Origin of the sequence: Acetivibrio ethanolgignens (assembly GCF_001461035.1) — a bacterium.
Taxonomy (GTDB): Bacteria; Bacillota; Clostridia; order Lachnospirales; family Lachnospiraceae; genus Velocimicrobium; species Velocimicrobium ethanolgignens.
Window position 1 is genome coordinate 119,690 of record NZ_LNAM01000001.1, and the last position, 18,158, is coordinate 137,847.

General features: G+C 41.6%; 20 protein-coding genes. All 20 read left to right on the top strand.

Annotation, left to right across the window (positions count from 1 at the left end):
- The first annotated feature begins 17 nt into the window (after positions 1–17).
- The 20 genes from fliQ to tsf all read left to right on the top strand — a co-directional run bounded on the left by fliQ (position 18) and on the right by tsf (position 18,025).
- Positions 18–284 carry a flagellar biosynthesis protein FliQ gene (gene fliQ, locus ASU35_RS00545; RefSeq protein ID WP_058351171.1) on the top strand — a complete coding sequence of 89 codons (267 nt, stop codon included), beginning with the start codon at positions 18–20 and terminating at the stop codon, positions 282–284.
- Between the two features lie 17 nt (positions 285–301).
- Positions 302–1,072: a flagellar biosynthetic protein FliR gene (gene fliR / locus ASU35_RS00550; protein ID WP_058351172.1), complete on the top strand. Its 771-nt coding sequence runs from the start codon at positions 302–304 to the stop codon at positions 1,070–1,072.
- Between the two features lie 11 nt (positions 1,073–1,083).
- The gene (gene flhB, locus ASU35_RS00555; RefSeq protein ID WP_058351173.1) at positions 1,084–2,196 is read left to right on the top strand and encodes a flagellar biosynthesis protein FlhB; all 1,113 of its coding nucleotides are present in this window, start codon (positions 1,084–1,086) and stop codon (positions 2,194–2,196) included.
- 31 nt (positions 2,197–2,227) lie between these two features.
- The gene (flhA, locus tag ASU35_RS00560; RefSeq protein WP_058351174.1) at positions 2,228–4,258 is read left to right on the top strand and encodes a flagellar biosynthesis protein FlhA; all 2,031 of its coding nucleotides are present in this window, start codon (positions 2,228–2,230) and stop codon (positions 4,256–4,258) included.
- Positions 4,258–5,451 (top strand): flagellar biosynthesis GTPase FlhF, encoded by a 1,194-nt coding sequence (flhF, locus tag ASU35_RS00565; RefSeq protein ID WP_058351175.1) that lies wholly within the window; start codon positions 4,258–4,260, stop codon positions 5,449–5,451. Before flhA ends, flhF begins: the two co-directional genes overlap by 1 nt.
- Entirely contained in the window at positions 5,451–6,329 is an 879-nt protein-coding gene (locus ASU35_RS00570; RefSeq protein WP_058351176.1) for a P-loop NTPase, read from the top strand. The genes flhF and ASU35_RS00570 overlap by 1 nt, the downstream gene beginning before the upstream one ends.
- 4 nt (positions 6,330–6,333) lie before the next feature.
- Positions 6,334–7,032 (top strand): flagellar brake protein, encoded by a 699-nt coding sequence (locus tag ASU35_RS00575; protein WP_058351177.1) that lies wholly within the window; start codon positions 6,334–6,336, stop codon positions 7,030–7,032.
- Positions 7,029–8,099, top strand: coding sequence for a protein-glutamate methylesterase/protein-glutamine glutaminase (locus ASU35_RS00580; RefSeq protein WP_058351178.1), 1,071 nt, complete (start codon positions 7,029–7,031; stop codon positions 8,097–8,099). The genes ASU35_RS00575 and ASU35_RS00580 overlap by 4 nt, the downstream gene beginning before the upstream one ends.
- Positions 8,100–10,229 carry a chemotaxis protein CheA gene (locus ASU35_RS00585; protein ID WP_058351179.1) on the top strand — a complete coding sequence of 710 codons (2,130 nt, stop codon included), beginning with the start codon at positions 8,100–8,102 and terminating at the stop codon, positions 10,227–10,229.
- A 13-nt stretch (positions 10,230–10,242) separates the two neighbouring features.
- Entirely contained in the window at positions 10,243–10,704 is a 462-nt protein-coding gene (locus ASU35_RS00590) for a chemotaxis protein CheW (RefSeq protein WP_058351180.1), read from the top strand.
- 30 nt (positions 10,705–10,734) lie between these two features.
- Positions 10,735–11,352: a chemotaxis protein CheC gene (locus ASU35_RS00595; protein ID WP_058351181.1), complete on the top strand. Its 618-nt coding sequence runs from the start codon at positions 10,735–10,737 to the stop codon at positions 11,350–11,352.
- A 15-nt stretch (positions 11,353–11,367) separates the two neighbouring features.
- Positions 11,368–11,853 (top strand): chemotaxis protein CheD, encoded by a 486-nt coding sequence (locus ASU35_RS00600; RefSeq protein WP_058351182.1) that lies wholly within the window; start codon positions 11,368–11,370, stop codon positions 11,851–11,853.
- Between the two features lie 14 nt (positions 11,854–11,867).
- Positions 11,868–12,155: a hypothetical protein gene (locus ASU35_RS00605; RefSeq protein WP_058351183.1), complete on the top strand. Its 288-nt coding sequence runs from the start codon at positions 11,868–11,870 to the stop codon at positions 12,153–12,155.
- Between the two features lie 46 nt (positions 12,156–12,201).
- Complete coding sequence (locus ASU35_RS00610; RefSeq protein ID WP_058351184.1) at positions 12,202–12,969, top strand: FliA/WhiG family RNA polymerase sigma factor; 768 nt, start codon at positions 12,202–12,204, stop codon at positions 12,967–12,969.
- Between the two features lie 13 nt (positions 12,970–12,982).
- Positions 12,983–14,584, top strand: a complete 1,602-nt coding sequence (locus tag ASU35_RS00615; protein ID WP_058351185.1) for a DUF342 domain-containing protein — start codon at positions 12,983–12,985, stop codon at positions 14,582–14,584.
- Between the two features lie 12 nt (positions 14,585–14,596).
- On the top strand, positions 14,597–14,911 hold the full coding sequence (locus ASU35_RS00620) for a hypothetical protein (protein WP_058351186.1): 315 nt from the start codon (positions 14,597–14,599) through the stop codon (positions 14,909–14,911).
- Positions 14,912–14,929: 18 nt separating this feature from the next.
- On the top strand, positions 14,930–15,655 hold the full coding sequence (locus ASU35_RS00625; protein WP_058351187.1) for a DUF6115 domain-containing protein: 726 nt from the start codon (positions 14,930–14,932) through the stop codon (positions 15,653–15,655).
- Entirely contained in the window at positions 15,652–16,158 is a 507-nt protein-coding gene (locus ASU35_RS00630) for a hypothetical protein (RefSeq protein WP_058351188.1), read from the top strand. The genes ASU35_RS00625 and ASU35_RS00630 overlap by 4 nt, the downstream gene beginning before the upstream one ends.
- A 161-nt stretch (positions 16,159–16,319) precedes the next feature.
- Positions 16,320–17,057: a 30S ribosomal protein S2 gene (gene rpsB / locus ASU35_RS00635; RefSeq protein ID WP_058351189.1), complete on the top strand. Its 738-nt coding sequence runs from the start codon at positions 16,320–16,322 to the stop codon at positions 17,055–17,057.
- Between the two features lie 38 nt (positions 17,058–17,095).
- A complete protein-coding gene (gene tsf / locus ASU35_RS00640) occupies positions 17,096–18,025 on the top strand; it encodes a translation elongation factor Ts (protein WP_058351190.1) in 930 nt (309 codons plus the stop codon).
- Positions 18,026–18,158 lie beyond the last annotated feature (133 nt).

An 18,158-nucleotide genomic window follows, 5' to 3' on the forward strand; every position in this document is an offset into this window, starting at 1 on the left:
AAGGGAGGATGAAGGATATGACAGAGGGACAGGTTATCGATGTTGCGAGAGAAACTCTGTGGATTATTATTAAGGTATCGGCTCCTCTTTTACTGGTTTCTCTGATGGTAGGTCTGGCTATCAGTATTTTCCAGACCGTTACTTCAATCCAGGAGCAGACATTGACCTTTGTGCCAAAGCTTCTGGCGATTTTTCTTGTTATCGTGTTGACGGGAAACTGGATGATGAAGACAATGGTGGCTTTTTTGGTAGAGCTGTTTTCTAACTTCGGAAACTATATATAACGGCCGGAGGATAGGATATGAGCTTTACAGTTGAAAATCTTGAATTTTATCTGATGATAATTGTAAGAATATCAGGCTTTATTTATACAGCACCTTTTTTTAATCTTTCTCAGGTACCCCTTCGGGTAAAGGCGGGAATAACAGTTTTTCTGGGAATTATGGTTGCCGGCATGCTTAATTATGCTCCACTGGAATATGCCGGAACCATTGGCTTTGGTGGTTTGATAATTAAGGAACTTATGCTGGGAGTAATTCTTGGCTTTTCTTCCAACATTTGTATGTATATTCTTAATTTTGCCGGGCAGCTGATTGATATGGAAATCGGCTTTTCTATGGTAAATTTATTTGACCCAGTATCGAAAATCCAGACAACGATTACTGGTAATTTATACAGCTATCTGGTTATGCTGATGCTGATGATAACAAATATGCATTATTATTTGATTCGGGCTATTGTGGATTCCTTCCGGGCAGTTCCGGTTGGCGGAGTCAATATTCCAGCTAATATATATGAAGCCTTTATGAAGTTTATGGCAGATTATTTTATCATTGGTTTCCGGATTATTCTTCCGATTTTTGCAGCTACGCTCCTGGTAAATGTTGTGCTGGGAGTTTTAGCGAAGGCGGCTCCACAGATGAATATGTTTGTTGTTGGTATGCAGCTTAAGGTTATCGTAGGTCTGGCGATTCTTTGGATGGTAGTAGATATGGTTCCTGAAGTATCTGACTTTATTTTTACAGAGATGCGAGGTATGGTAACAGCGGTTTTAAAGGTTCTATCCTCTTAGGAGGCTGATTTATGAAATATTATTTATCCTATGACCTTCAGTTTTTTGCAAAGGAAGGTGCTGGTGGAGAAAAAACAGAGGATGCAACGGCGAAAAAGTTAAATGACGCCAGAGAAGAGGGCCAGGTGGCACGAAGCCAGGATCTTTTGGTTGCAGCCATTTTAATGACATTATTTTTAACACTTAAGGTAACAGTTGGGTATATTGGTAAGACCTTTCTTGAAAACTATCAGTTGTTTTACAAAATGATACCAGGGATTGCAGGAGATACCTTTACACTTAATACATCCTCTTCTTTGATGCGTGAGGCACTTTTACGGATTATAATGGTTGCACTTCCCTTTTTTGTGGGGGCTGTTGTTGTAGCCTTTGTTGTCAATGTTTTTCAGGTTAAGTGGAAGCCGACGCTCAAGCCTCTAAAGCCTAAATTCAATAAATTTAATCCAATTCAAGGCTTTAAGCAGATGTTTTCCAAGGATAAGGCTTTTGAATTTTTAAAGGCTATTGTTAAGATTGGGCTTCTTGGCTATATTGTGTATGACGCCCTGAAGGATGAGTGGGGCATGCTTTTGAATCTGTATTCCATTTCTTTTATGGATGCGATTGCATTGATTGGAACTACAATTATTAATCTAGGTGTAAAAATCAGTGTTTTTTTTCTAGGCTTTGCCCTGATTGATTACCTGTATCAAAAGCGTAAGTTTAAGGAAGATATGAAGATGACCAAGCAGGAGGTCAAAGACGAGTTTAAGCAGACAGAGGGAGATCCTCAGGTAAAGGGAAAAATCAAGCAGAAGATGCGGGAGGTTTCCCAGAGACGTATGATGCAGGCACTTCCGGAGGCAGATGTGGTTATTACAAACCCGACGCATTTGGCAGTTGCAATTAAGTATGATAAGAATAAAAGCTCGGCACCTGTAGTGATTGCAAAGGGTGCTGATTACCTGGCACAGAAAATCAAGGAGACCGCCAGGGAGTATGATATAGAAATAGTAGAAAACAAGCCTTTAGCGAGAATGCTCTATTATAACGTAGACTTGGATGCGGAAATTCCGCAGGAGCTCTACCAGATGGTTGCAGAAATTCTTGCCTATGTATATAGGCTTAAAGGTAAGCTTTCATAAGAACATCAGATAAGGAAAGGAGGATACACAGATGAAAAGAAGAGATTTTGTTATTGGTTTATATTTGCTTTTGGCAGTTATCTTTTTTATTGTGCCGATTCCTTCTGTTTTGTTGGATGTTCTTTTGGCATTAAATATTTCCATTGCTATGATTGTTCTATTTAATGCATTGTTTTCCAAGGAAGCACTGGATATGTCCAGTTTTCCATCAGTTCTTTTATTTACGACACTTTTCAGAATCTCTCTCAATGTGTCTTCTACACGTTTGATTCTTCAGACCGGTGACCCGGGTACTGTTGTAAAAACCTTCGGTGATTTCGTAGGTGGTGGCAATCTGGTTATTGGTTCTATTATATTCGTTGTGTTGATTTTAATTCAGTTTCTGGTTATCAACAAGGGTTCTGAACGTGTTGCTGAGGTAACGGCACGTTTTACTCTGGATGCGATGCCTGGTAAGCAGATGGCAATTGATGCAGATTTGAATACAGGAGCAATTACCGATGAAGAGGCGAGGGGCCGGAGACAGAAAATTCAGGATGAATCAGCCTTCTTTGGATCTATGGATGGTGCTACCAAGTATGTTAAAGGAGATGCGGTTGCCGGTCTTATTATTACGCTTATTAACTTTGCCGGTGGCATGATTACCGGTACCATGGGCGGTATGGAGGCTATGGATGCCCTGCAGAAGTATACCATTCTTACGATAGGTGATGGATTGGTAAGCCAGATTCCATCCCTTATGATTTCTCTGGCTACCGGTGTCTTAGTAACTAAGGTATCGAAAGAGGCGGATATCGGAGATGTCCTTTTAAAGCAGCTGTTTGGTATTCCAAAGGTACTTTATATGGTTGGTGGGGCTATGGTATTTCTTGCAGTGACCACTCCATTGAACATTGTGATTTTTAGTGCTTATGGTATTATTTTTATTCTGGCAGGTCGTATGATAGCTGCCCAGACAGAGGTGGCAGCCATCGAAACAGAAGGAACGGCAGAAGAAGTGGCGGCAGAGGAGATACGCCGTCCGGAAAATGTTACTTCTCTTTTGCAGGTTGACCCGATTGAGCTGGAATTTGGGTATGGAATTATCCCTCTGGCAGATGTCAATCAGGGAGGAGACCTTTTGGATCGTGTTGTTATGATTCGTAGACAGATTGCACTGGAGCTTGGTTGCGTCGTGCCGATGATTCGTCTGCGTGATAACATCCAGCTGAATCCAAACCAGTATGTGATTAAGATTAAAGGTATACCAGTCAGTGAGGGAGAAATCCTGTTTGATCACTACATGGCGATGAATCCGGGCTATGTTGAAGAGGAGATTACAGGCATTCCGACCTTTGAGCCTTCCTTCCACCTACCGGCAATCTGGATTACGGAAAGTCAGAGAGAAAGAGCTGAGTCCATGGGATATACAGTTGTTGATCCACCGTCTATTATTGCAACGCATCTGACCGAGGTTATCCGTAACCACTTGGATGAGCTGATGACCAGACAGGATGTACAGAATCTGATTAACAATGTCCAGGAGGCAAACCAGACCTTGATTTCCGAGCTGGTACCAAAGCTTCTTGGTGTTGGTGAGATTCAGAAGGTTCTTCAGAATCTTTTAAGTGAAGGCATTTCCATCCGTGATTTGATTACAATTTTTGAAACTCTGGCAGATTATGCACCGACCACCAGAGACACGGATGTGCTGACAGAATATGTAAGACAAAGTCTGAAACGGGCGATTTCCAATAAATATTTTCCACAGAATGAGACTACAAGTGTAGTGACACTTGACCCGAAAATAGAGCAGGAAATTATGGGAGCGGTGAAGCAGACAGAGCAGGGAGCTTATCTGACCTTGGAACCGGAAACGACAAAGGCGATTATCAGCTCGGTTGAAGAAGAGGTTGCTAAGCTTGAAAATCTAGGTAAGAATCCAATTGTGATTACTTCACCGATTGTAAGGATGTATTTTAAAAAGCTTACAGAGGACTATTTTAAGGATTTGATTGTTGTTTCCTATAATGAGATTGAATCCAATGTTGAATTACAATCAGTAGGGATGGTGAGCATTTAGTGATTATTAAGAAATTTCAGGCTGGAACGGAAACGGAAGCAATGATTCTGGCAAAAGAAGAGCTTGGCAAGGATGCTATCGTAATGAATATTAAAACGATTAAGCCGAAGGGATTTTACGGCCTGTTTCGGAAGCCGTTGGTAGAAGTGACAGCAGCAGTAGATGACAACGTAAATTATAATTCATCGCTGGAAAAACCAAAGGTGCAGCAGACTCCGGCTCCGATAGTGAATCCTAATATTCTGGTGGAAGAGCAGGAGACGGAAAGTGCAATTGAAAAAAAGCTGAATGACTTGCAGAAGCTGTTGGAAAACCAGCTGGTAAAAAATGAAGAATCAAAAGAAATTACTGAAGAAATTGTTGAAGATAAAGAAGATACAAAACAAGCTCTTGGAGAAAAAAATGCAGCCTGCATCCAGCTGATTTATAATCAGCTAGTAAATAACGAGATGGATGAAAAATATGCGAAACAGATTATTTCTGAGATAGAAAAGGGAATTTCAAAGGAAGCCGGGGTTGATAATGTTCTATCCAGTGTGTATCAGAAGATTATATTAAAGCTGGGACAAAGAAAGCCAATAGAGCTGCTGGAAAAGGGACCAAAATTTCTTTTCTTTGTTGGCCCTACCGGTGTTGGAAAAACAACAACAATTGCAAAGCTGGCTTCGGATTTTGCTTTGAAGAAAAAGACAAAGGTTGGGTTTATTGCTTCAGATACCTATCGTATTGCTGCTGTAGAGCAGCTGAAAACTTATGCCAATATTCTTGGCATTCCTCTTCAGGTAATCTATTCCGCAGAGGATATGGATAAGATAAAAAAGGAATTTAAGGATATGGAACTGGTTTTTGTTGATACGGCTGGCAGGTCACATCAGAACCAGAAGCAAAAGGAGGAGATTGCCCGTCTTATTTCCTCTGTGCCTGAGGAGGAACGGGAAGTATTTCTGGTTTTAAGTGCGACAACAAAATATCGGGATTTGCTAAAGATTGCAGACTGCTATTCCGAGGTTGCAGATTATAATCTGATTTTTACCAAGCTGGATGAAACAAGCTGCATCGGCAATATATATAACTTGAAAATGTACACAGGAGCACCACTATCCTATACCACCTTCGGACAGAATGTGCCGGATGATATTGGAATTATAGATGCTCAGAGTATTGCAAAGAAGCTGCTGGGAGGGAATGATTAATGGATCAGGCGAGTCAGTTGAGAAATATAATTAAAAAGAACCAGCAGCCTCCAACAGCAAAGGTGATTACGGTTACCAGTGGTAAAGGCGGCGTTGGCAAATCAAGTATTTCTGTTAATCTGGCAATTCAGTTGCAGAAGCTTGGTAACCGTGTTGTTATTATGGACGCTGATTTCGGTCTGGCTAATATTGAGGTTATGCTGGGAATCCGACCTAAATATAATCTGGCAGATTTGATATTTAAAGGAAAAAGAATGAATGAGATTATTACCCCAGGGCCGGAGGGGATTGGCTTTATTTCCGGCGGTTCAGGAATTCAGGAACTGACCCGTTTGACAAATGACCAGATTATGGGGTTAAATCAGTCTCTATGTCTTTTAGATGAAATTGCGGATATTATTATTATTGATACGGGAGCCGGTATTGGAGATTCTGTTATGGAATTTGCCTGCACTGGTGATGAAACGATATTGGTGGTAACACCGGAACCAACTTCCATTACCGATGCTTATGCTGTACTAAAGGCTTTGGATAAGCGGATGATGGGAAAACCGGGAGACTATACAATAAAGATGCTGGCAAACAGGGTAGGCTCTTTAGCAGAGGGGCGTGAGCTTTATGAAAAGCTGAGTGTTGTGGTAAACAAATTTTTGAAGATAAAGGTGGAATTTTTAGGAGCTGTACCACAGGATAATCTGCTTTCTAAAGCAGTATTAAAGCAGTCACCTGTGTCCATCAGCTTTCCAAAAGCCGCTTCTTCCCAGTCACTGTTTGAAATTGCTTCCATGATTGGTAACAATAAAATAAAGGAACAAAAAACTCCAAATGGAATAAGACTCTTATTTTATAATCTGATTCAAAGTAAAATGGGCAGGTGAAGCTATGATTTCCAAGATTCTTGCTGTAGGTAATAAAGTAGATATACAGCATGGTCAAAAAAAACATCAGTATAAAAGTAAAATAATGGATATTATGGATGAGGAAACTCTGAAGCTTTCACTTCCCATAGAAAAAAGTATCGTAATTCCTATGGCAAAGGGATGGAGAATTGAATTGACCTTTTTTTCCAGTAAAGGGCTTTACCGTTGTCAGGGAGAAATTCTGGAACGCTATAAGGAGGAAAATCTTTATCTGATGATAGTCAGACTGACTTCTGAGTTAGAGCGGGTACAGAGAAGACAGTTTTACCGACTGCCCTATTCTATGGAGATAGAATTTCGGGAAAGGAAGGAAGAGCCTGCAATCCAGGAAATTTCTTCTGAAAAGATGGAAGAGCATTCATGGAATACAGGGGTTACATTGGACATCAGTGGTGGAGGCTGCCGGTTTAATGCACCGGTAGCTTGCCAAATAGGTTCACAGCTGGAGCTTGAATTTTTTCTAAAAATGGAAAATGGATTTCATGGACAGCGGTGGAGAGGAAAGGTAACTGCATCCTATCCGGTTCCTAATAGAAATGATATCTATGAGAACCGGGTGGAGTTTATAGATAATGACAGGCAGAAAAGAGAACAGCTTGTGAAATTTATTTTTGAGGAAGAAAGAAGAATTCGAAGAAAGGAAAGAGGTATGGAGAGTTGAAGAAGAAAATTTTAATTGTTGATGATTCTGCACTTATGAGAAGGACCATATCTGATATAATTAACTCAGATTCAAGATTAAAAGTGGAAGCACTTGCAACAAATGGAATCGAGGCCTTGGATCTTATTGTGGCTGCTCCGAAACGCTTTGATGCGATTCTTTTGGATATTAATATGCCAAAGATGGATGGTCTGCAGTTTTTAGAGCAGATGAATAAGCTGAAGCTAAAGGTGATTACTATTGTGGTAAGTACACTGGCATTGGAAGGAGCAGAAGAGACAATCCGGGCATTGGAGCTTGGGGCCTTTGATTTTGTAACAAAGCCGGGAAGCTTTATAGAGGCAAAGGGAGATACCTTCCGTGGAAGAGTCTTAAAATGCTTAAGTGTAGCTCTGGGTCTGAGTGATGCTTTGGCAGCTTCGCCGATTGTGGAAAAGGTGGAGCCAAGCAGGGGCTCTTTGAAGTCACCCGGCAAGGTAGTAAAGGGAAGCAAGCTGATTGCCCTGGCCTGCTCTACAGGTGGACCAAAGGCTTTGCAGCAGGTAATCCCTACGCTTCCAGGGAATCTTGATGCACCTGTGCTGTTAGTTCAGCATATGCCGGAAGGTTTTACAAAGTCACTGGCTGACCGCTTAAATGACTTAAGTAATGTACGGGTAAAGGAAGCAGAAGATGGAGATATCCTGGAAAAAGGTGTTGTATATATCGCCAGGGGTGGTCGCCAGATGCGTCTTAATCGTACAGCGAATGGCCAGCATAGGATTGAGCTGACACAGGAGCCTGCAAGAGGTGGTTTGCGGCCTTGTGCAGACATTATGTACGAATCTCTGGTTTCCTCTGAATATGAAAAAATCACCTGTGTGGTACTGACTGGTATGGGTGGAGATGGAACTCAGGGAATTAAGCAGTTAAAGGAACAAAAAAACATTTATGTTATTGCTCAGGATCAGGCAACCTGTACCGTATATGGTATGCCAAAGGTTGTAGCAGAGGCAGGACTGGTTGATGAAGTAGTACCTCTGAAGCTGGTTTCCGGAGCTATTACACAGAACGTGGGGGTGCGATAAATGGATGTAAGTCAATACCTTGAGATTTTTATTGATGAAACAAAGGAACATTTACAGAATTTAAGTGACGAGCTTATGATTCTGGAAAAGGAGCCAGATAATACAAATACCATCAATGAAATATTCCGTGCAGCCCACTCCTTAAAGGGAATGGCAGGTACCATGGGATATAAGAGAATGCAGAAGCTGACTCATAACATGGAAAATGTATTTTCAGAGATTAGAAATGGCAAGATGAAGGTAAAACCAGATCTGGTAGATACATTATTCCGCGGTCTGGATGCTTTGGAAGCTTATCTGGCGAATATTCAGAATACAGCAGATGAAGGAACAGAGGATAATGAGCCTATCCTGGAGTCCCTGAACCGTATTCTGAGTGAAGGACTTGGTACAGGCTCTGATGAAGCTGCAGCTGCAGCTCCAGCAGAAAAGGCGAAGGAGGCTGCAACTGTAGAAACTACAGAGGAGGCTAAATATACGAAGCTTTCAGTAGCGGATTTTGAACTTCATGCAATGGAAAAAGCAAAAGAGGACGGTCAGAATATATTCGGTATTACAGTTTATATTCAGGAATCCTGTATTTTGAAGGCAGCAAGGGCGTTTTTGGTATTCAAGGCATTAGAGGAATTAGGTGAAGTTGTAAAGGCTTCCCCGGATGTACAGGATATTGAAGATGAGAAGTTTGATTTTGATTTCAGCGTGATTCTTTTATCCAAGGAGCCAATGGATAAGGTAAGGGCTGCAATTATGAATGTTTCTGAAATTAAAAATGTTGTAATAGGCGATTTCCAGATTACCGGGCAGCAGCCAGAAGCAAAAGCAGAGGAAGCTCAAGTACATACAGAGGAAGCAGCACCGGCCGTTGCGGAAGCAGCCGCAGCCACAGCCGCAGCTACAGCCACAGCGGCAGCACCTGCACCAGCGGCAAAGAATACAGCAGAAAAGAAGACAACGGCTTCTAAGCCAGTTGTTAACCGTTCTGTTCGTGTGGATATTGAAAAGCTGGATGTACTGATGAATCTTGTCAGTGAGCTGATTATTGCAAAAAATGGACTTGTTTCTATTGGTGGTAATGAAAATGTCAGCAGTGAGACAAGTATAGCCTTCAATGAACAGATTGAATATCTGGAGCGTGTAACAACCAATCTTCATGAGTCTGTTATGAAGGTTCGTATGATGCCTATTGAAAGTGTTGTAAATAAATTCCCTCGTATGATTCGCGATTTGTCTAAAAAGCTGGGCAAAAAGATGGAACTGTATATGAGCGGTGAAGATACAGAGTTAGACCGTACCGTTATTGATGAAATCGGTGATCCTCTGATGCATCTGTTAAGAAATGCAGCAGACCACGGACTTGAGTCAAATGAAGAAAGAATAGCTTTGGGAAAGCCGGAGGCAGGCTCTGTATGGCTGGATGCTTATCAGGATGGCAATAACGTAGTTATCGAGGTTCGTGATAATGGTAAAGGTATTGATACCGAAAAGGTTAAAAATAAAGCGATTGAAAAGGGTACTATTACACCGGAGCAGGCTGAGACTATGACGAAGAAGGACATTATTGACCTTCTGTTCCGCCCGAGCTTTTCTACTGCAGAAAAGATTACCGATGTTTCCGGCCGGGGTGTAGGCCTGGATGTTGTTAAGACTAAGATTGAAAAACTTGGTGGTGATATTGAATGTAAGACAACTCTGGGTGAAGGCAGCAATTTTATTATCCGTCTGCCTCTGACTCTTGCTATTATCCAGGCTCTTATGGTTGAGCTCGGTGATGAAAAGTATGCGATTCCATTGGGATGTATCCAGACTATCGAGGATGTTCCATATACAGATATCAAGTATGTTCAGACAAAAGAGGTTATCAATCTGCGTGGTACCGTTATTCCGTTGATTCGCCTGGATGAGGTGCTTGATGTAGAGCCTAGGGAACAGGCTCCGGAAAGCTTAACTGTTGTTATTGTTTCCAAGGGGGACAAGCTGGCTGGTCTGGTGGTTGATAACTTAATTGGACAGCTGGAAATCGTTATTAAGTCCATTGGCAAGTATATTAACAACGATAAGATAATCGGCGGTGCTGCTATCCTCGGTGACGGTGAAGTTGCTCTGATTATTGATGCGAATGCTTTAGTATAGGAGGTAGTGGAAAATGGCTGATATGAATACAACAATTGAAGATGGAAAGCAGTATATATGTGTTAAGCTGGGTGATGAACAGTACGGTATTGACATCCAGTATGTAGATAATATTATCAGGATGCAGAAAATTACCCGTGTACCAAAGGCTCAGAGATATTTTAAGGGAGTTATTAATCTGCGTGGGGAAATTGTTCCTGTTATGAGCCTTCGTCTGAAGTTTGGCTTAGAACCGGATGAATATACCAATGCTACAAGAATTATTATTATCAAGCTGGAGCAGCAGGCTTCTGTAGGTGTTATTGTTGATGAAGTAAGGGAGGTTGTAACCCTGGATGAGTCCTGCATTGATAAGCCTACCTATAATGCGGCAGACATTAAGAGTATGTATCTGAGTGGTGTGGGTAAGCATGGCGAGGAGCTGATTTCTCTTCTTAACATTGCAGATGTAATTATTGAAAAGGAAACCGTATAAAATAAAAAGAAAGTGTATGAGGTGACGCCAATGTCAGATTTTGAATATGGGGAACTGAATGCAATGGAATTTGATGTCTTAAAGGAAATTGGTAATATTGGAGCGGGCAATGCTACTACAGCATTGTCCCAGCTTATTAATGCCAAGGTTGACATGAAGGTTCCTAACGTTGAATTACTAGGATTTAAGGATCTTGCTGATATTATCGGCGGACCGGAAAATCTAATTGTTGGTATTCTTCTTACCCTGGAGGGCGAGATTGACGGCATGATGATGTTCATGCTGGAGCAGGATTCTGCACATCATATAGTTAATATGATTATGGGACGGGATATCAATTCCTTTGAAGAATTTTCAGAGATGGATTTATCAGCGTTAAATGAGATTGGCAATATTATTGCAGGAGCATATCTTTCTGCAATCTCTACTTTGACCAATATGACGATTACATCCTCTGTTCCATATATGGCCATTGATATGGCAGGTGCTATTCTGAGTGTTCCTGCGATTGAATTTGGCAAGGTAAGTGATAAGGCTTTGGTTATTAAAACCCAGGTCTATGAAAATGATAAAGCTGTAAATGGTTATTTTGTATTGATACCGACCCTGGAGTCATATTCCAAGATTATGGCTTCTCTGGGCTTGTAAGTTGGGTGGCTGAATATGAGTGAGATGATAAAAGTAGGAATGGCCGACTATAACATCTGTAAAGCTCCAGATGCAATTACTACCTTGGGCCTTGGCTCCTGCGTGGGGATTGCGCTATATGATTCCATCAGAAAAATTGCAGGTTTGGCACATATTATGCTTCCGGACAGTACTCTGGTGCGTAATAATAATAATATTGCGAAATTTGCAGATACAGGAATAGATGCCTGTATTGATATGATGGTAAAAAAGGGAGCCAGCAGAATAGGACTTACGGCGAAGATTGCCGGAGGTGCTCAGATGTTCGCTTTTGGAAGCAACAATGATATGCTCCGTATTGGAGAACGAAATGTAGAAGCAACGAAGAAAAAGCTGAAGGAATTAGGCATCCGCATTTTGGCGGAAGACACTGGTAAGAATTACGGAAGAACCATTGAGTTTTATCCAGAAACCGGTGAACTTCTGATAAAAGCGGTAGGAAAACCAAAAACGATAATATAAGGTGGGTATGGTATTTGAAAACGAGATATATACCTGCTGTTACTATGCTTTCAGCAGGGGCAGTAGTTAGCATTACCAGTATTATTAAGCAGTGGGACGTGCTTTACAGTCTGAAGCTTTTACTGGGAGTTTTGATTGTATTTTATATCATAGGGCTGATTGCAAAGGCGATGATTGCAAGAACTCTGGAAAAGGATGGAAGGCCTCCTGAGGAATACGTTGAGGAGACGGATGCAGAGAGTGAGGAGGGGCAGGAGACGGACGAAGGTAATAAAAATCCGGATTCTGCAGAAACAGAATAGAGGAACAATTATTTGTGCATAAGGATATGCAGAAATGAGGAATAGGATGAACGAGGAAGGCAGAAATAAGCTTTGGGATGAATACAGAAGTACAAAATCACCCGATATTCGTGAAAGGTTAATATTGGAGTATGCCGGCCTGGTTAAAATTGTAGCTGGCAGATTGGGAATGTATCTGGGATATACAGTAGAATATGATGATTTGGTAGGCTATGGAACCTTTGGATTGATAGATGCTATTGACAAATTTGACACCTTAAAGGGTGTCAAATTTGAGACCTATGCGAGCCTCAGGATTCGTGGTGCGGTGCTGGATCAGATTCGAAAGATGGACTGGATTCCCAGAACCCTTCGTCAGAAGCAAAAACGACTGGATGTAGCCAGTCAGAAGCTGGAGTCAGAGCTTGGCCGTGCAGTGACAGAAGAGGAGCTGGCTGAAGAGCTGGAGATTTCTGTAGAAGAATTGGGAACCTGGCAGAACCAGATGAAGGTCACAAATCTGGTTTCTTTAGATGAATTTATGGAGCAGGGCACAGAAGGGAAGATGGAAAATATAACCAGTGCCCGGTTCGAAGAGCCGGAAAAGGCAGTTGAAAAGGAAGAACTAAAGAAAATGCTAATGGAAGCCTTAGAGTCTCTGACTGAAAATGAAAAAAAAGTAATTCTTTTTTATTACTATGAAGAGCTTACTTTAAAGGAAATCAGCCGGATTCTGGAGGTGTCGGAATCACGGATTTCACAGCTGCATACAAAGGGTTTACAAAAAATGAGAAAAAAGCTTGGGGATAATGTAGAAATACTAAGCAATTTATAGGAGGAGAAAAGGTATGGCATATAAAAATGGCTTTTTTCAGCTCCTGCACAAAGAGGATGGAACCTATGTTAAGGTATATCCACCAATGGCAGGAGGACAGCCTCTTAGCATAGAGTTACTACTTAACTATTTAGATGCAAAAAAAATAGTTTGTGATATCAAGGAAGTAAATAAAGAACTGATAAAGGTGAAGGATGCACCTATGGAAATTAAGCTGAATAGTAACGAGCAGCTTCCAGAGAATGAGTATTTATCGATTACGATAAGCCCTGATTCAATGGAGGCTGTAGGTGTTTTTTTTCCACCTTCCAATAAAGGGAAACTGATGACAAAGGAAGAAATCCTAAGTGATCTTGCGATGGCAGGAGTAAAGCATGGAATCCAGGAGCGGATTATAGATGCTTACCTGGCAGGAAGACAATTCTGTCTTAGAATTCCACTGGCAAAGGGAACCCGGGTACGGGAAGGAAAAAGTGCAACTATTACCTATCACTTTAATACCGATATTAATTCCAAACCAAGAGTAAATGAAGATGGTTCTGTAGACTTTCACCATCTGGATATGATCAGCCATGTAGAAGCTGGAGATGTTCTGGCTACATTGACGCCGGCTGATTTTGGTGATGATGGTATGGATGTTCGTGGAATTGTTGTACAACCGAAAAAGGTAGTGCAGAAAAAGCTGCGTCATGGTAAGAATATTCATCTTTCCGAGGACGGCACAATTATGTATTCTGATGTAAACGGACATGCCTCCCTGGCTGGAGATCAGGTTTTTGTATCAGACACCTATGAAGTACCTGCAGATGTTAGTGTTGCTTCCGGAGACATTGATTATGATGGCAATGTAGAAGTAAAAGGTAATGTCGTGACCGGTTTTACGGTGAGAGCAAAGGGAGATATTATTGTAAATGGTGTTGTTGAAGCAGCGACCCTGGAGGCCGGTGGACAGATTATCTTAAAGCGTGGTATGCAGGGTATGGGGAAAGGTGTTTTAAAAGCTGGCGGCAATATCGTATCCCGGTTTCTGGAAAGCTGTGATGTAACCTCCGGAGGGGATGTGACAGCAGATGCGATTATGCATAGTAAGGTAATAGCCCGGGGAGACATTACGGCAAGTGGTAAGAAGGGTATGATTACTGGCGGTGAGCTTCATACAAGAGGGAATATTTCAGCCAGAGTATTAGGTTCCACGATGGGGACTGCGACTCTGCTGGAAAGTGGTATCGGTGAAGAAGTCATGGAGGAATACCGCCAAGTGACAAATGAAATAGATGAGCTTAACGAGAGTATTGAAAAGAGTCTCCAGGTATTGGTGCTTTTTAAGAAGCGGATACAGCTGGGAGAGGCCATGACTGGTGAGGTAAAGCTTAAGCTTTTGGAAGCGAAGCAAAAATACGAGGATTTAAATAAGCAGCTGGCACAAAAGGAAGCACGCAGTAAGGCTTTGAAGGAGGAAATAGAAAGCTACCAGGGAGGTAGAATTAAGTTCACTGACACAGCATTCCCGGGAGTAAAGGTTAATATTTCCAATATTCTTTATATTGTAAAAGATGAGCTGGCCAGAGGCCAATTTATGAGAGAAAAAGGTGATATTAAGATAAGTAGCCTGTAAAGGAGGAGTTTTATGGCAATTCGTCCGATTGATATGCTGGTTATGCCAAATCGTTCCCAGGAAGCATCTCTGCAGCAGAATGCAAATAATGCAAAGCAGACCCATGCACAGGGAAGTATAAATGCTCAGTTTGGTATGCAGGTTCGCCATAACAGTGAGCAGACGGTAAAGATGACCAAAAGTGAAAATAATGAATATCGCTATGATGCTAAAGAAAAGGGAAATTCCTCCTATCATGGTTCCGGAGGAAGGAAGAAAAAGAAGGAGGAAGCTTCTTCAGAAACCCCAAAGCAGATAAAAACAAGTAATTTTGATATAAGGATATAAAGGGGAAAAAACGGAATTATGTTTAGCTATGTATTAATTGCAGTAGGATTGGTTTTGGTAGCTGTAAGCTTTTTTGTTTCGGAAAAAGTAGATGAAAGGCTTTCTGGGAAGGGAGCTTTGCCGCCGCAGCAGCAGATAAAGGATGTCTGGAGCGAAAAGGACGAAAAAAATGTTTCAGAGCGAATTGAAACCATTTTATCCGAAAAAACAGAGGAGGCTGTAGTGAGAGTAGATGATCAGCTGAGTCAGATATCCAATGAAAAGATTATGGCAGTCAGTGATTTTTCTGACCAGCTGTTAGAAAAGCTGAAGCAGAATCATTCAGAGGTCGTTTTCCTCTACAATATGCTGGGAGAAAAGGAAGAAGAACTTAAGCAGCTAGTAAGCAGACCGGTTCCTGTAGTCGAGGTGCCGGCGCCAACAAATGAGATTTTAGAACCGGAGCCGACAGAGGAGGAGCCTCTGGCATTAAAGGAAGTGACTTCTGGTCTGGAAACAGCGGCAATGGCAACTGCTACAAAGAAAAAGCCTGCTGCACGGAAGAAAAAAACAGAAACTGCCAGGAAAGTGACGGACATAGAAGCTAAGGTTCACAGTGTTGAAAGGGTAGAGGGCAATCAGAATGAGCAGATTTTAAGGCTCTACGAGGCAGGTAAATCTATTCTGGAAATTTCTCGTGAACTGGGGCTGGGACAAGGTGAAGTGAAGCTTGTGATTGATTTATTCCAGGGGGTAGGCCGATGAAAGTGAAATATTTTTTACGGGGACTTGGAATGGGAATCATTTTTACCACCCTGTTAATGATGACGGTCGTTGGTACAAAAAAAGAAGCTTTGGCAGATGAAGAAATTATGACCCGGGCAAGTCTCCTTGGGATGGTACGAGCTGATGAAGGACTGGAACCAAAAGAAACCCCAGCGGTAACAGAGACACCGGTAGCAACAGAAACTCCAAACGTGACAAAGACTCCAGTGGCAACAGAGAAGCCAGTAGAGACACGGCCTCCAGAGGAGACAAAGGAGCCGGAAAAACCAAAGGAGCCAGAATATGTCACAGTTACGATAAAGGGCGGTATGTGGTCTAAGGATGTGGCAAAGGCTATGGAGGCAGCTGGACTGGTATCCAGTGCAGAGAAATTCGATGAATATCTTTGTGATAATGGCTATGCATCCTTTATTTCTGTTGGTACCTTTAAAATTAAAGTAGGAGCAGATTTCAGAGAAATTGCTGAGAAAATAACAAAATAGTGCTTGCTATTTTGTTATTTTTGTGCTAGAATAAATCGGTACGTTAAAAACACACATATGCGGATTTCTAGAATGGTGCCCTTGAAATCAGGGGTCTTTTAGAGAGAAGAGGCATATGGAAGCATGGGCAAAGACCCAATAACCAAATGGAGGAAAAGAACATGAGCGTAATTTCAATGAAGCAGTTACTGGAGGCAGGTGTTCATTTTGGACACCAGACAAGAAGATGGAACCCTAAGATGGCTCCTTACATCTACACCGAGAGAAACGGTATCTACATTATTGACTTACAGAAGTCCGTAGGTAAGGTAGATGAGGCATATTATGCAATTAAGGACATCGTTGCAGATGGAGGTACTGTACTTTTTGTTGGTACAAAGAAGCAGGCTCAGGACTCTGTTAAGTCTGAGGCAGAGCGTTGCGGTATGTACTATGTAAATGAGAGATGGTTAGGTGGTATGCTGACCAACTTCAAGACCATTCAGGGAAGAATTGCAAGATTAAAAGCAATTGAAAAGATGTCTGAGGACGGAACCTTTGATGTACTTCCTAAGAAGGAAGTTATCGCACTCAAGAAGGAGTGGGAGAAGTTAGAGAAGAACCTTGGCGGTATCAAGGATATGAAGAGAGTACCAGATGCTATTTTTGTAGTAGATCCTAAGAAGGAAAGAATCTGTGTACAGGAAGCTCATACCTTAGGTATTCCACTGATCGGTATTGCTGATACAAACTGTGACCCAGAAGAATTAGATTATGTAATCCCAGGTAATGATGATGCAATCAGAGCCGTTAAGTTAATCGTTGCTAAGATGGCAGATGCTGTTATTGAGGCTAACCAGGGTGTAGAGATGGCAGATGCTGAGGAAGAGAAGGTAGAAGAAGTAGCTGAAGAGGCATAATTCTTCAAAACATAATCAATTATTTGGAGGTAGAAAACATGGCTATTACAGCAGCAATGGTAAAAGAATTAAGAGAAATGACCGGTGCAGGTATGATGGACTGTAAGAAGGCTCTTAACGAGACCAACGGTGATATGGATGCAGCGGTTGAGTATTTAAGAAAGAATGGACAGGCTAAGGCTGAAAAGAAGGCTGGCAGAATTGCAGCAGAGGGTCTTTGCCGTGTTATCGTAAAAGATGATAAGACTGCAGCAGTTGTAGAGGTTAACTCTGAGACTGACTTCGTAGCTAAGAACGAAACATTCCAGAAGTTCGTAGAAGAGGTTGCTGTTCAGGCAGTAAATTCTGATGCAGCAGATATGGATACCTTTATGGCTGAGGCATGGAATGCAGACAGCTCCAAGACCGTAAAGGAAGCTTTAGTAGAGAAGATTGCTGTTATCGGTGAGAACTTATCTATCCGCAGATTTGAGAAGGTTGTTTCTGAGAACGGCTGTGTAGTATCTTATACACATGGCGGTGGAAGAATCGGTGTTATCGTTGAGGCTGATACCGACGTTGTTAATGATGCAATTAAAGAGTGTCTTGTAAACGTAGCTATGCAGATAGCTGCACTTTCTCCTAAGTATGTATCTCAGGATGAAGTAAGTGAAGAGTACAAGAATCATGAGAAGGAAATCCTTTTAGAGCAGGCTAAGAATGATCCTAAGAATGCTGGTAAGCCAGAAGGCATTATTGAGAAGATGATTATTGGACGTCTGAATAAAGAATTAAAGGAAGTTTGTCTGTTAGACCAGCAGTATGTAAAGGATGGCGATTTCACTGTTGGTAAGTATGTGGCACAGGTTGCTAAGGATAACGGTGCGAACCTTTCTGTAAAGAGATTTGTTCGTTTTGAGACTGGTGAAGGTCTGGAAAAGAAGAATGAGGACTTTGCAGCAGAGGTTGCAGCTCAGATGAACGCTTAATAGTTAAAAGCTATAAGAATTTTAAAGCACTGGGAATTTTTGAATTTCCAGTGTTTTTTTGATAGGAAAAATGCAAGAAAGAAAATTATTGGAGTTAATTTTATAATTATTTTAGTTAATTTTAGACTTCCTT